We start from the raw sequence: 13,892 nt of genomic DNA, 5'->3' as shown, positions 1-13,892 counted from the left end.
GGCTCAGTTCTCCTTGCTCAAGCTGGCGGAGTTGGCCTCATGGCCATCGTCGGCGGCGGACAGCGGCCGCGCCGGGGTGCGCTTCTGCCCCGGCCCACCGGGCCGTTGCTCATCGCCCTCACCGGTATGCGGGCCCTTGCGCACCAGGCGCATCATGTAGCCGAAGCCGGTGCCGAACAGCGCGAAGTAGACGACCACGAAAGCCACCAAGGTAAAGCCGAGTTGGCTGTAGCTGTGATGGGACACCGCATCGGCGGTGCGCAGCAGGCCGTACACCACCCAGGGCTGACGGCCGACCTCGGTGGTGAACCAACCGGCCAGGAGCGCCACCAGGCCGGAGGGGCCCATCCACATCACGAAGTGCAGGAACAGGCGGTTGCTGTACAGCCCACCGCTCTTGCGCAGCAACAGGCTCCACAAGCCCGCGGCGATCATCAGCAGGCCCAGGGCGACCATGATGCGGAACGACCAGAAGACGATGGTCGAGTTAGGCCGATCCTCGGGCGGGAACTCCTTCATCGCCGGCACCTGCTTGTCCAGGCTATGGGTCAGGATCAGGCTGCCAAGCGCGGGGATCTCGATCTTGTAGCGGGTGGTCTCGGCCTGCATGTCGGGGATGCCGAACAGAATCAGCGGCGTCGACTCGCCGGGGGTGTTTTCCCAGTGCCCCTCGATGGCGGCGATCTTCACCGGCTGGTGCTTGAGCGTGTTCAGACCATGGAAGTCACCGATCACTGCTTGCACCGGTGCTACCACCAGCGCCATCCACATGGCCATCGACAGCATCTTGCGCACTGCCGGGTTGTCGCGCCCGCGCAGCAGGTGCCAGGCCGCCGATGCACCGACGAAGAAAGCGGTGGCGACGAATGCCGCCGTGGCCATGTGCATCAGGCGGAACGGGAAGGAAGGGTTGAAGATCACCGCCAGCCAGTCCACCGGCACCACTCGCCCATCGATGATCTCGTGGCCCTGGGGCGTCTGCATCCAGCTGTTGGAGGCCAGGATCCAGAAGGTCGAGACCAGTGTACCGAGCGCCACCATGCAGGTGGCGAAGAAGTGCAGGCCGCGGCCCACACGGTTCCAGCCGAACAGCATGACTCCGAGGAAGCCCGCCTCGAGGAAGAACGCGGTGAGCACCTCGTAGGTCAGCAAGGGTCCGGTGATGTTGCCGGCGAAGTCGGAGAAGCGGCTCCAGTTGGTGCCGAACTGGTAGGCCATCACCAGGCCGGAGACCACGCCCATGCCGAAGTTGACGGCGAAGATCTTCGACCAGAAGTGGTACAGGTCGCGGTAGACGTTGTCGTGGGTCTTGAGCCACAGGCCCTCGAGCACCGCCAGGTAACTCGCGAGGCCGATGGTGATGGCAGGGAACAGGATGTGAAACGAGACGGTGAAGGCGAACTGGATTCGGGCGAGCTCGAGGGCTTCTATTCCGAACATGGTGCTTCCTCTTCAGATAAATCCGGCGTCCAGGCGGTTGGCCTTGTCGCCCACGGCCCCTACGTTTCAGTCGAGTACGGCGTGTTGGAATTGTTCTGTTCGATCGCAGGGAATCTGGCCCGAAGGCACGAATCGTTGGCTCTGGAAGCATTGATCCAGATCAACGTTTGCCTGCAAGCATAGTCGGGAATGGACAGACAGGCCGTGCGGTTGTTTGCCGCGTGACCGGTTGCCCCACCGCCTTCCAGAAACGCTGGAAAAGTGCAGGCGACGGCAAACAGTAACGGGTTGTTACAAACAGATGATACGCTGCGCCCCCCTCTACTGCGCCGAGGCCACTGGTTTTCGATGTCCGATTCCGCACCGCAGTTGTTACGCCACCACCGCCCGTTCCTGGCCTTCTGGCTGGCCCGGGTATTCACCGCCAGCGGCTTCCAGATGCTCACCGTGGCGATTGGCTGGCACCTCTACCAGCTCACCGGCAACGTACTCGACCTGGGCCTGGTCGGCCTGGTGGAGTTCGCCCCTCGGGTGTTGTTCATGCTGCACACCGGGCATGTCGCCGACCGCTATGACCGACGCAAGGTCGCGGCTCTGTGCCAGAGCCTGCAGGGGCTGATCGCCCTGGCCCTGGCCGTGGGTAGCGCGACCGACAACGTCAGTCGCGAGCTGATCTTCGTACTGGCGTTCCTGCTCGGATCGACCCGTTCGTTCGAGATGCCTGCGACCCAGGCCCTGTTGCCCAACGTGGTGCCGCCCGGACTATTCCCTCGCGCCGTGGCCGCCTCGGCATCGGCCACCCAGTCAGCGACCATCGTCGCGCCGGCGGTAGGCGGCTTCCTGTATGCCTTCGGCAGCATCTGGGTGTACGGCCCCACCGTGGCACTGTATGCCATTGCCTGCGTACTCACCTTGAGCCTGGATGCCCGTGGCCAGGTGGCCCAGCGTGGCCGCGCCAGCCTGGAATCGCTGCTGGCTGGCATCCGCTTCATCCGCAGCCGCCCGGATATTCTCGGGGCCATCTCGCTGGACCTGTTCGCGGTGTTGCTGGGCGGTGCCACGGCGCTGCTGCCGGTGTTCGCCAAGGACATCCTGCTCACCGGCCCACTGGGCCTGGGCCTGCTGCGCTCGGCGCCAGCGGTCGGGGCGCTGTTGATGTCGGTGTGGCTGGCGCGCTTCCCGTTCGAGCGCAAGGTCGGGCGGACCATGTTCACCGCCGTTGGCATCTTCGGCGTAGCGACCATCGCCTTCGGCCTGTCGACCTCGTTCTGGTTCTCGCTGGCGGTGCTGGTGGTGCTGGGTGCGGCGGACATGATCAGCATGGTGATCCGTGGCGCCTTCGTGCAGCTGGAAACACCGGACGAGATGCGCGGGCGGGTGAGCGCGGTGAACGGGCTGTTCATTGGCGCCTCGAACCAGCTCGGCGAGTTCGAGTCCGGGGTCACCGCGCACTGGTTCGGCACGGTGCCGGCGGTGGTGCTGGGCGGCGTCGGGACGCTGGTGGTGACGGGGGTGTGGATCAAGCTGTTCCCGACGTTGGCCAAGCGGGACAGGCTCCACAACGGGTGATGGATCGCCTGTACCGGCCTCTTCGCGGGTAAACCCGCTCCTACAGGGGCAGTGTAGGAGCGGGCTTGCCCGCGAAGAGGCCGGCACAGGCAACAGCACACCCATCCCCCCAACGGCCATAGGCCCCCGACCAGCATGCTGGTATGATGCGCGGCTTTTTTCCGCCCCACACAAAACCTGCGTACCCGGTACGCACTGTGCTTTGCTGATGGGGTCGATACATTCACGGCGCCCCAGAGGCGCCTTGGGGAGCGGGCATGCTGGAAAGGCTGTTTCAACTAAGAGCACACAACACCAACGTGCGCACCGAGATTCTCGCCGGTGTCACCACGTTCCTGGCCATGGCCTACATCCTGTTCGTCAACCCGAGCATCCTCGGCGAAACCGGCATGGACAAGGGCGCGATCTTCGTCGCCACCTGCCTCGCCGCAGCCATCGGCTCGACGACCATGGGCCTGATCGCCAACTACCCGATCGCCCTGGCGCCGGGCATGGGCCTGAACGCCTTCTTCACCTACACCGTGGTCCTGCACATGGGCCACACCTGGCAAGTGGCGCTGGGTGCAGTGTTCCTCTCGGCAGTGATGTTCTTCCTGCTGTCGATCTTCCGCATCCGCGAATGGATCGTGAACAGCATCCCGCTGCCGCTGCGCTCGGCCATCGCTGCCGGTATCGGTCTGTTCCTGGCGCTGATCGCCCTGCATAACGCGGGCATCGTCGTCGATAACCCCGCTACCCTGGTAGGCCTGGGCGACCTCAAGCAGCCCGCACCGATCCTCGCCACCCTGGGCTTCTTCCTGATCGTCGGCCTGGAGTCTCTCAAGGTCCGTGGCGCCGTGCTGATCGGCATCCTGGCGGTGACCATCGCCGCGATCCTGATGGGCGTCACGCCGTTCGGCGGCGTGGTCTCGATGCCACCTTCACTGGCCCCGACCTTCCTTCAGCTGGATATCAAGGGCGCCCTGGACGTGGGCCTGGTCAGCGTGATCTTCGCTTTCCTGTTCGTCGACCTGTTCGACAACTCCGGCACCCTGATCGGCGTGGCCAAGCGCGCCGGGCTGATGGGCAAGGACGGCCACATGCCGAAGATGGGCCGCGCCCTGATCGCCGACAGCACCGCAGCCATGGCCGGCTCGCTGCTGGGCACCTCGACCACCACCAGCTACATCGAATCGGCGGCCGGCGTCAGCGCCGGGGGCCGCACCGGCCTGACCGCCATCGTGGTCGCCGTGCTGTTCCTGCTGGCGCTGTTCTTCGCCCCGCTGGCCGGTAGCGTACCGGCCTTCGCCACCGCCCCGGCGCTGCTGTTCGTCGCGGTGCTGATGGCCTCGGGCCTGGCCGAGATCAACTGGGACGACGTCACCGAGGCCGCTCCGGTGGTGGTGACCGCCCTGGCCATGCCACTGACCTATTCGATCGCCAACGGCATCGCCTTCGGTTTCATTTCCTGGACCGCCGTCAAGCTGATCTCGGGTCGCCACCGCGACCTGAACCCGGCCCTGGTGATCCTTTCCATCCTGTTCGTCATCAAGCTGGGCTGGTTCAACGCATGAGTGCCGTCTTCGACCCCTCTTCCTATGCCAGCCAGCTCGACGCCAAGGTCGAGCGCCTGCGCGAGCTGCTGGCCCCGTTCGGTGCTCCGGAACCGGCCGTGTTCGACTCGCCCCGCGAGCACTATCGCCTGCGCGCCGAATTCCGCCTGTGGCGCGAAGAAGGCCAACGCCACTACGCGATGTTCGCCCCGGGCGAGAAGCACAAGGCGATCCTGATCGACGACTTTCCCATCGCCAGCCAGCGCATCAACGAACTGATGCCGCGCCTCAAAGCCGCCTGGCAGGCCAGCGAGGCGCTGAGCAACCGCCTGTTCCAGGTCGAGTTCCTCACCACCCTGGCCGGCGATGCGATGGTCACGATGTGCTACCACCGCCCGCTGGACGAGGCCTGGGAAGTGGCGGCACGGCAGCTGGCAGAGGACCTCGGAGTGAGCGTGATCGGCCGTTCCAAGGGCAAGCGCCTGGTGATCGGCCGTGACTATGCGGTAGAACAGCTTGACGTCGCTGGCCGCGTGTTCAGCTATCGCCAGCCCGAAGGGGCGTTCACCCAGCCCAACGGCGCGGTGAACCAGAAGATGCTGAGCTGGGCCTTCGAGGCCATTGGCGAGCGCGACGACGACCTGCTGGAACTGTATTGCGGCAATGGCAACTTCACCCTGCCACTGGCCACTCGCGTGCGCCAGGTGCTGGCCACCGAGATCAGCAAGACCTCGGTCAACGCCGCGCTGAGCAACCTCGACGAGAACGGCGTGGACAACGTGCGGCTGGTGCGCCTGTCGGCCGAAGAACTGACCCAGGCATTGAACGAGGTGCGCCCGTTCCGCCGCCTGGAAGGCATCGACCTGAAGAGCTACGAGTTCGGCACGGTGTTCGTCGACCCGCCGCGTGCCGGGATGGACCCGGACACCTGCGAGCTGACCCGGCGTTTCGAGCGGATCCTGTACATCTCGTGCAATCCCGAGACACTGGCAGCGAACATCGCCCAGTTGCAGGACACGCACCGCATCGAGCGCTGTGCGCTGTTCGACCAGTTCCCCTATACCCACCACATGGAAAGCGGCGTTCTGCTGGTTCGCCGTTAAAGCATTCGCGGGACAAGTCGCTGCGGCGGTTCGCCGCTGCGTCTTGTCCCGCGAATGGGCGGCAAAGCGGCCCCCAGGTTTCACTCAGAAGTCGAAGAACACCGTCTCCCCTTCCCCCTGAATACGGATATCGAAGCGATACGCCGTCTTCCCATCCACTTCGCACCGCTTGGCGATCAACGTCTCGCGGCGCTGCGGCTGCTCGATCAGGTTGAGCACCGGGCACTTGGCATTGGCCTCGGCCTCATCATCGAAGTACACCCGGGTATGCAGGTGGATGTTGATCCCCCGAGCGAACAGGGCGAGGTTGATGTGCGGCGCCATCGGCACACCGGCGGCGTTGTTCACCACACCCGGCTTGACCGTGTACACGGTCCACTCACCGGCATCGAACGTGGTGGCGGTACGGCCGAAGCTGTTGAAGGCGTTTTCCAGGTTGTAGGCATCCTGGTACTGGCCGTTGGCGTCGGCCTGCCAGATTTCCAGGAACGAGTCGCGCACCAGGTGGCCGTTGCCGTCGTAGACCTGGCCGATCAGCAGGATGTGCTCGCCCGGAGCATCGGGCTTGGCCAGGCGATTCCAGATTTCCTTGTCGCGCGTGGGGTTGCCGGCCGCTTCCAGGGCCAGGCCGATGTGCACGTAGGGGCCGGCGGTCTGCGAAGGAGTTTCCGGCAGCAGTTCGATTGGCATGACGGTGTCCTCAGCAGTTCTCGAAGTGGGTCTTGCGCTGGCCACGCAGCACGATGTCGAAGCGATAGGCCAGGGCGTCCATGGGGTTGGCATGGCCCATGTCGAGCCGGGCGATCAGTTGCTGCACCGCTTCGGGGTTGGCGATCGACTTGACGATCGGGCACAGCGGGATCAACGGGTCGCCTTCGAAATACAGCTGGGTGATCAGCTTGGTGGCGATGGCCGGGCCGCTGACGGAGACGTGGATGTGCGCCGGACGCCAGTCGTTGGGGCCGTTGCGCCATGGGTACGGGCCCGGCTTGATGGTGCGGAAGCTGTAGAAGCCATCACGGTCGGTGAGGCAACGACCCACGCCGCCGAAGTTCGGGTCCAGCGGGGCCAGGTAACGGTCGTTCTTGTGGCGGTAGCGACCGCCGGCGTTGGCCTGCCAGATTTCCACCAGGGTGTTGGGCACCGGCTTGCCGTACTGGTCGAGCACGCGGCCGGCCAGGATGATGCGCTCACCAATCGGCAAGCCACCGTTGTTGAAGTTCAGCAGCAGGTCATGGTCATGGGCACCGAAGCCCAAGTGGGAAAAGTCAGGGCCGGTGGTTTCGCTGACCGACTGCGGGATGCTGACCAGTGCCTGGCGCGGCGAGCGGGCAATGGACGTCTTGTAGTCGGGCGTGAGGGCCTTGGGGTGCCAGTTGCGATCACGGATCACGAAGCGGCTGTTGTCCTGGGCGGGCATGCCGTTTTCCTCTCTTGGAATTATGTGAATACCCCCGCATGGGGCTTCCATGAAGCCCATCGCCGGAAAGCCGGCTGTTACAGGGACTTGCAGTTTCGGATAGGTCGCGCGGGATGAACATTGAAATCGCACGACTAATACATAACCAAATGGTTATGTATTAGTACCTTTGCGCGCGGTGAACTAGTCTATGACTTCATGTTTCACGCTTCGGAGAGCACTCATGGATTGGCGAAAAGGCCGGCGCAGCGACAATGTTGTCGATGCCCGCGGCGAAGGCGGTGGCGGCGGCATGCGCTTCGGTGGCGGCAAGGGGCTGGGCCTCGGCGCGATCCTGTTGATCGTCGGTATCGGTTGGATCACGGGCCAGGACCCGCTGCAGATCCTCGGCCAGCTCGCCGGGCAGATGGAGCAGCAGCAAACCGCTCCGGTCGGCGCCGGTGGCAAAGCGCCGCCGGCCAACGACGAACAGGCCGAGTTCGTCGCCTCGGTACTGGGCGATACCGAGGACACCTGGAAGGCCCTGTTCTCCCAGGCTGGCAAGCAGTACCGCGACCCCAAGCTGGTGCTGTTCAGCGGCCAGGTGAACTCCGCATGCGGCTTCGCCTCGGCAGCCGTCGGGCCGTTCTACTGCCCGGCCGACCAGCGGGTGTACCTGGACATGTCATTCTTCCGTGAGATGGAAACGCGCTTCGCCGCTGCCGGCGATTTCGCCCAGGCCTATGTCATCGCCCACGAGATCGGCCACCATGTGCAGACCCTGCTCGGTGTCTCGGCCAAGGTCGATGCCGCCCGCCGCGCCGGCCAGCGCATGGAAGGCGACAATGGCCTGCTGGTGCGCCAGGAGCTGCAGGCCGACTGCCTGGCCGGGGTCTGGGCCTACCAGGCGCAACAGCGTCTGAACTGGCTGGAACCGGGCGACGTCGAGGAAGCGTTGAATGCGGCCAATGCCATTGGCGACGATCGCCTGCAGCAGCAGGGCCAGGGACGCGTGGTCCCGGACTCGTTCACCCATGGCACCTCGGCGCAGCGCGTGCGCTGGTTCAAGGCGGGGTTCGCCCAAGGCGATGTGAACAGCTGCGATACCTTCAGCGCGCGCAGTCTCTGAAAGATCGCCACCACCCTGTTCGCGGGCCAGCCCGCGAACAGGCCTCATGCAAAACGCAAACGTTTTCATAGGGTTGCATCTTGGCTGAAAAAGCGTTTCAGCTTCGCGGTTCCCTGCCGATAACCCCTGCACGAATCAGCAGGCCCCCAGAAGAACAACGCCCTGCGATCGAAGATCAAGTGAGCGAACAACTTTCTGGAGAGCGTGCATGAACAGCTGGTTTGCCAATATCAGCGTCAACCTCAAGCTGGGCCTGGGCTTTGGCCTGGTCCTGATCCTGACCGGCCTGCTGGCCCTGACCGGCTGGAACAGCCTGGGCAGCCTGATCGACCGTAGCAACTGGATGGGCGACATCGGCCAGCTCAACAAGGACCTGACCGACCTGCGGGTCGCCCGCCTGCAGTACATGATCGCCAACGGCGACGATGCGGCGGCCGCCAACACCCTGACCAAGCTGGAGGCCTTCAGCAAGCAGCAACAGCACCTGGTCACCACCTTCATCAGCCCGGCCAACGTCAAGCTGCTGCAGGAGCTGGGCGGTACCATCGAGCAGTACAAGGTCTCGCTGGCCAAGATGCGCGTCGGCTACAAGAGCAGCCTGGCTGCCCAGGAGGCGATGAACGTATCGGCAGCCAATGCCGACCAGGCCATGGAAACCCTCAGTCGCGACGTGCTGAACCGCCCGGAGGCCGACAGCGTACACCTGGAGCAGTACAGACTGGTCAGCGACGCCCGCCAGCAACTGCTGCAAGTGCGCGTGGACGTGCGCGGCTACATCGCCGACAACAGTGCAGCCAACGAACAGGCCGCCCTCGGCCAACTCGACAGCGCCTTGGCGCAGGTCGATGCGCTCAAGCGCCAGTTGCCCAACGAAGCGGCCCGCCTGCAACAGTTCGACCAGGCCGTGCAGGCCTACCGTGACGCCGTGCGCCAGTTCCGCGATGCAGTGGCGCAGATCACCATCGCGCGTGCGGAAATGACCGTGCAGGGCGCCGATATCGTCAAGCGCAGCGATCAGCTCTACCAGATCCAGATCGAACGCCGCGACGCCGAAAGCGCCCAGGCCCGCAGCATGCAGATCATTGCCACGCTGCTGGCGTTGCTGGTGGGCGTGCTGGCCGCAGTGCTCATCACCCGCCAGATCACCCGCCCGCTGCGTGAAACCCTGGTGGCGGTGGAGAAAATCGCCGGTGGCGACCTGACCCAGAACCTGCGCGTGACCCGCCGCGACGAGCTGGGCGTGCTGCAGCAAGGCATCAGCCACATGGGCACCACCCTGCGCGAACTGATCGGCGGCATCCGCGACGGTGTCACGCAGATCGCCAGTGCCGCCGAGGAGCTGTCGGCGGTCACCGAGCAGACCAGCGCCGGTGCCAACAGCCAGAAGGTCGAGACCGACCAAGTGGCGACCGCCATGCATGAAATGGCCGCGACCGTGCAGGAAGTGGCGCGCAACGCTGAGCAGGCTTCCCACGCTGCCACCGGCGCCGACGGCGAAGCCCGTGCCGGCGACCGCGTTGTGGGCGAGGCGATTCGCCAGATCGAACGCCTGGCCGAGGAAGTCCACCGCTCGACCGAAGCCATGAGCCTGTTGCAGCAGGAAAGCCAGAAGATCGGCAGCGTCATGGATGTGATCAAGTCGGTGGCCGAGCAGACCAACCTGCTGGCGCTCAACGCGGCCATCGAGGCGGCCCGTGCCGGTGAGGCGGGGCGCGGCTTCGCCGTGGTCGCCGACGAAGTACGCGGGCTGGCCCAGCGTACGCAGAAGTCCACCGAGGAGATCGAGGAGCTGGTGGCGGGCCTGCAGGCCGGAACCCAGCAGGTGGCCAACGCCATGCAAGGCAGCCGCACCCTGACCGACAGCAGCGTGGAACTGGCGCGCAAGGCCGGTGCGTCGCTGGAGAACATCACCAGCACGGTGTCCAGCATCCAGTCGATGAACCAGCAGATCGCCGCAGCCGCCGAGCAGCAAAGCGCGGTGGCCGAGGAGATCAGCCGCAGCATCCTCAATGTCCGCGATGTGTCGGAGCAGACCGCTGCGGCCAGCGACGAAACGGCGGCATCCAGCGTCGAGCTGGCGCGCCTGGGTGGGCACCTGCAGATGCTGGTCAGCCAGTTCCGGGTCTGACCTTCAGCTTCTGGGGCCGCTTTGCGGCCCTATCGCGGCGCAAGGCCGCTCCTACACCCCTGTACGGGTTTCTGTAGGAGCGGCCTCGCGCCGCGAAAGGAGGGCGGAGCCCTCCCGGCAATCTCGAACGTCGTTACTTGACCACCACCCCCACCCCACGCCCACGCGGATCCGACGCGGTCTCCAGCTTGTCACCGGTCACCCGGATCGCCTGGATATCGCCCATCTCCCAACCCTGGTCCTCCAGCACGTAGCCCATCTTCTTCAACTCATCGGCCACCGCGCCGGTCAGCGGCGCATAGCTGTCGAAGTAGATCGTGTCCTTGGGCAGCAACTGATGGTGCACACGCTGCGCCGCCACGGCCTTCTCCAGCGGCATGCCGTAGTCGTACAGGTTGTTCATCACCTGGAAGATCGAGGTGAAGATCCGCGAGCCGCCGGGAGTGCCGAGCACCAGCACCACCTTGCCATCGCGCGTCATCAGGCTCGGGCTCATGGACGACAGCATGCGCTTGCCCGGCTCGATCGCGTTGGCATCGCCGCCGACCACGCCGAATACGTTGGCGGTGCCGGGCTTGGCGCTGAAATCATCCATCTCGTCGTTGAGCAGGAAGCCTGCGCCCTTGACCACGACACCGCTGCCATAGTCGAGGTTGAGGGTATAGGTGTTGCTCACCGCGTTACCCTCCTTGTCTACGATCGAGAAGTGCGTGGTCTGGTGCGGCTCCAGCCCCGGCTTGACCTGATCGGTGGCGGAGATCGCCTTGGGGTTGACCTGGGCGGCGCGCTTGGCCAGGTAGTCCTTGGCCACCAGTTGGTCCACCGGCACCTGGGTGAAGCCGGGGTCGCCCAGGTAGTCGGCGCGGTCGGCGAACACGCGTTTCTCGATTTCCGCCAGCAGGTGGATGTACTGCGCCGAGTTATGGGCCACTCCCTTGAAGTCGGCGGCGCGATCTTCCTTGATGCCCAGCAACTGGGCCAGCGCCACGCCACCGGAGCTCGGCGGCGGCGCGGTATAGACCACGTTGCCGCGCCACTCGATAGCGATCGGCTCGCGCCACAGCGCCTTGTAGTCCTTGAGATCGTCCTTGGTGATCAAGCCTTTGTCGGCCTGCATCTGCGCCACCAGCAGGTCGGCGGTCTTGCCCTGATAGAACTCGCTGGCACCCTTGTCGGCGATTCGCTCCAGGGTCTGGGCCATTTCCGGCTGCTTGAACGGCTCGCCCACCTTCATGTTGCCGAAATAGTCGTTGAAGTTGGTCGCGGTCTTGAACATGCCCTGGGCATCGTCGCGGTACTGGTACTGCTTCTGGGCGATCTTGAAGCCGTCGCGGGCATAGCCGATGGCCGGGGTCAGCAACTCGCTCCAGGGCAGCTTGCCGAACTTCTGGTGCGCCTCCCACAGGCCCATCACGGTGCCCGGCACGCCAGCGGCACGGGCGCCAACCAGGCTGAGGTTCTCGATCACCTCACCCTTGTCGTCCAGATACATGTTGCGGGTCGCGGCCTTGGGCGCCACTTCGCGGTAATCGAGGAAATACGGCTTGCCGTCGACGAACAAGGTCATGAAGCCGCCGCCACCGATGTTGCCGGCCTCGGGATAGGTCACCGCCAGGGTGAAAGCGGTGGCGACCGCGGCGTCCACCGCGTTGCCGCCCTTCTTCAGGATATCGGCGGCCACCTGTGCGCCATATTGATCGGGCGCTGCCACGGCGCCACCCTCCAAGGTCACGGCATAGGCCGAGGAGCAGCTCAATATCGCGGCTGCGAGCGCCAGGGACTGGAACGGGACAATACGCATGACACTTCCTTGGTGTTGTTTTTGTTGATCAGTCAGTAAGGCCGAAGCGGGCCGACTGTGCAAACACTTGAAGGAAGATTCGCCGCCAGCGGACAGGATCTGTCGTGTACAGGCAACTCAGCAGGCGTATCGCGCCAGCTTGTCCTGGATGAAATCGAGGAAGCACTGGATACGCAACGCCAGCTGCGTGTTGCGGTAGTAGACCGCGTGGATCGGCTGCCGGTAACCATTGTTGGCTTCGCCGAGCAGCACCTGCAGGCGGCCAGCGCGGATGTCTTCGTGGGTCATGAAATGCGACAGGCTGACGATGCCCTCGCCGGCCAGGGCCAACTGCCGTAAGGTCTCGCCACTTGAGGCGAGCAGCGCCGGGCGGATGCTCCAACGGTCGCCCTGGGCATGGCGCAACGGCCACTGGTTGAGCGACTCGGGCTGGCTGAAGCCGAGCAGGCAGTGATTGCTCAGGTCTTCGACCTGGGTGGGCGTACCATGGCGTTGCAGATACGCCGGGCTGGCCAGGACCTGTACCGGGCTGCACCCCAGGGCCCGGGCATGCAGGCTGGAATCGGCCAGCTCGCCAATGCGAATGGCGACGTCGGTGCTCTGTTCGAGCAGGTCGATGATCAGGTCGTCGGTGTTGAGTTCGAGCTCGATGGCCGGATACTGGCGGCGGAACTCGCCGATCCAGGGCAGGATGGCGTGCAACATGAAAGGCGCGGCGGCATTGATGCGCAAGCGCCCGGAGGGTGTCTGGCGATGCATCGACAGGCGCTCTTCCATCTCGTCCATCTGTTCAAGCACCAGGCGTGCGCGCTCGAGGAAGAACCGCCCCTCCTCGGTGAGGTCCATGCGCCGGGTGGTGCGGTTGAGCAGGGTGGTGCCGAGCTTGGCCTCCAGCCGGGCCAGGGTGCGGCTGACCGCCGATGGAGTCTGGCCGATCTGCTCGGCGGCAGCCGAGATCGAGCCGCAGTCGATCACGGCGACGAATACCTGCAGTTCTTCGGATCGGGTTTTCACATCAGAGCCTTCGCCGTCTGTGTAGGAGCGGCGGTTCGCCGCTGCGATTTACCTGCGAATGGGCCGTTAAAGCCAAGCACATTATCCCGCCTTGCCAAACACCTTTTCCAGATGCGCCTCATAGGCCGCCAGCGCCGCCGGCACATCCGGGTTCTTGATCACATCGTTGGTCAGGAAGGTCGGCAGCCCAGTCATGCCCAGAAACTGGTTGGCCTTGTGGAACGGGAAGTACACCGCATCCACGCCCTTGCCTTCGAAGAAGTCGGCCGGGTCGTCGAAGGCCTGCTGCGGCGCGTTCCAGGTCAGCGACAGCATGTACTGCTTGCCCTGGATCAGGCCACCGCTGCCATAGCGCTTCGAGGCATCGGAGCGACTGCGACCGTCGCTGGCATAGAGGCTGCCGTGCCCTTCGGTGAACACATCGTCGATGTACTTCTTCACGGTCCACGGTGCGCCCATCCACCAACCGGGCATCTGGTAGATCACCACGTCGGCCCAGAGGAATTTCTGCACTTCGGCCTGCACGTCGTAGCCGCCGTCGATGAAGGTCTGCTGCACGTCGTAACCGGCACGGTCCAGGTAGGCCATGGCGACATCGTGGAGGGTCTGGTTCAGGCGGCCGTCGGAATGGGCGAACTGCTTACCACCGTTGAGCAAAAGGATCTTTTTCATGCTGGCCTCGGGTCTGTTCGGGTCGACCGTGGCTTGCCGCCTGGGTCGAGTCGGTAATGAATTGACCGGCAGGTTAGAGGCTGAGGGGCTGGGTAAAAAGTAGCC

At 64.7% G+C, this 13,892-nt stretch carries 11 protein-coding genes; 5 read left to right on the top strand and 6 right to left on the bottom strand.

Annotated elements, in window-relative coordinates:
• Positions 1–3: 3 nt before the first annotated feature.
• Positions 4–1,440 carry a cytochrome ubiquinol oxidase subunit I gene (locus IAE37_RS22390; protein ID WP_201177082.1) on the bottom strand — a complete coding sequence of 479 codons (1,437 nt, stop codon included), beginning with the start codon at positions 1,438–1,440 and terminating at the stop codon, positions 4–6.
• Between the two features lie 348 nt (positions 1,441–1,788).
• Between IAE37_RS22390 and IAE37_RS22385 the strand changes: the two genes are divergently transcribed.
• The 3 genes from IAE37_RS22385 to trmA all read left to right on the top strand — a co-directional run bounded on the left by IAE37_RS22385 (position 1,789) and on the right by trmA (position 5,644).
• On the top strand, positions 1,789–3,009 hold the full coding sequence (locus IAE37_RS22385) for an MFS transporter (protein ID WP_201177081.1): 1,221 nt from the start codon (positions 1,789–1,791) through the stop codon (positions 3,007–3,009).
• 257 nt (positions 3,010–3,266) lie between these two features.
• Complete coding sequence (locus IAE37_RS22380) at positions 3,267–4,562, top strand: NCS2 family permease (protein ID WP_201177080.1); 1,296 nt, start codon at positions 3,267–3,269, stop codon at positions 4,560–4,562.
• The gene (gene trmA / locus IAE37_RS22375) at positions 4,559–5,644 is read left to right on the top strand and encodes a tRNA (uridine(54)-C5)-methyltransferase TrmA (protein WP_201177079.1); all 1,086 of its coding nucleotides are present in this window, start codon (positions 4,559–4,561) and stop codon (positions 5,642–5,644) included. The genes IAE37_RS22380 and trmA overlap by 4 nt, the downstream gene beginning before the upstream one ends.
• 84 nt (positions 5,645–5,728) lie before the next feature.
• On the opposite strand, the gene pcaG is transcribed toward trmA, so the two are convergent.
• Positions 5,729–6,334, bottom strand: coding sequence for a protocatechuate 3,4-dioxygenase subunit alpha (gene pcaG, locus IAE37_RS22370; protein WP_201177078.1), 606 nt, complete (start codon positions 6,332–6,334; stop codon positions 5,729–5,731).
• A gap of 10 nt (positions 6,335–6,344) precedes the next feature.
• Positions 6,345–7,064, bottom strand: a complete 720-nt coding sequence (pcaH, locus tag IAE37_RS22365) for a protocatechuate 3,4-dioxygenase subunit beta (protein ID WP_201177077.1) — start codon at positions 7,062–7,064, stop codon at positions 6,345–6,347.
• A 223-nt stretch (positions 7,065–7,287) separates the two neighbouring features.
• On the opposite strand from pcaH, the gene ypfJ reads away from it, so the two are divergent.
• Both ypfJ and IAE37_RS22355 read left to right on the top strand, forming a co-directional pair.
• Positions 7,288–8,172 carry a KPN_02809 family neutral zinc metallopeptidase gene (ypfJ, locus tag IAE37_RS22360; protein ID WP_201177076.1) on the top strand — a complete coding sequence of 295 codons (885 nt, stop codon included), beginning with the start codon at positions 7,288–7,290 and terminating at the stop codon, positions 8,170–8,172.
• A 208-nt stretch (positions 8,173–8,380) separates the two neighbouring features.
• Complete coding sequence (locus IAE37_RS22355) at positions 8,381–10,300, top strand: HAMP domain-containing methyl-accepting chemotaxis protein (protein WP_201177075.1); 1,920 nt, start codon at positions 8,381–8,383, stop codon at positions 10,298–10,300.
• Between the two features lie 133 nt (positions 10,301–10,433).
• Here the strand turns inward: IAE37_RS22355 and ggt are convergent, their stop codons facing one another.
• The 3 genes from ggt to IAE37_RS22340 all read right to left on the bottom strand — a co-directional run bounded on the left by ggt (position 10,434) and on the right by IAE37_RS22340 (position 13,787).
• Positions 10,434–12,101 carry a gamma-glutamyltransferase gene (gene ggt, locus IAE37_RS22350; RefSeq protein ID WP_201177074.1) on the bottom strand — a complete coding sequence of 556 codons (1,668 nt, stop codon included), beginning with the start codon at positions 12,099–12,101 and terminating at the stop codon, positions 10,434–10,436.
• A 117-nt stretch (positions 12,102–12,218) separates the two neighbouring features.
• Entirely contained in the window at positions 12,219–13,115 is an 897-nt protein-coding gene (locus tag IAE37_RS22345; protein WP_201177072.1) for a LysR family transcriptional regulator, read from the bottom strand.
• A gap of 81 nt (positions 13,116–13,196) precedes the next feature.
• Complete coding sequence (locus IAE37_RS22340) at positions 13,197–13,787, bottom strand: NAD(P)H-dependent oxidoreductase (RefSeq protein ID WP_201177071.1); 591 nt, start codon at positions 13,785–13,787, stop codon at positions 13,197–13,199.
• Positions 13,788–13,892: the final 105 nt, after the last annotated feature.

Source organism: Pseudomonas sp. S31 (genome assembly GCF_016648105.1).
Taxonomy (GTDB): domain Bacteria; phylum Pseudomonadota; class Gammaproteobacteria; order Pseudomonadales; family Pseudomonadaceae; genus Aquipseudomonas.
The sequence above is the reverse complement of the archived record's forward strand: the minus strand, read 5'-3'. Positions and strand labels throughout refer to the sequence as shown.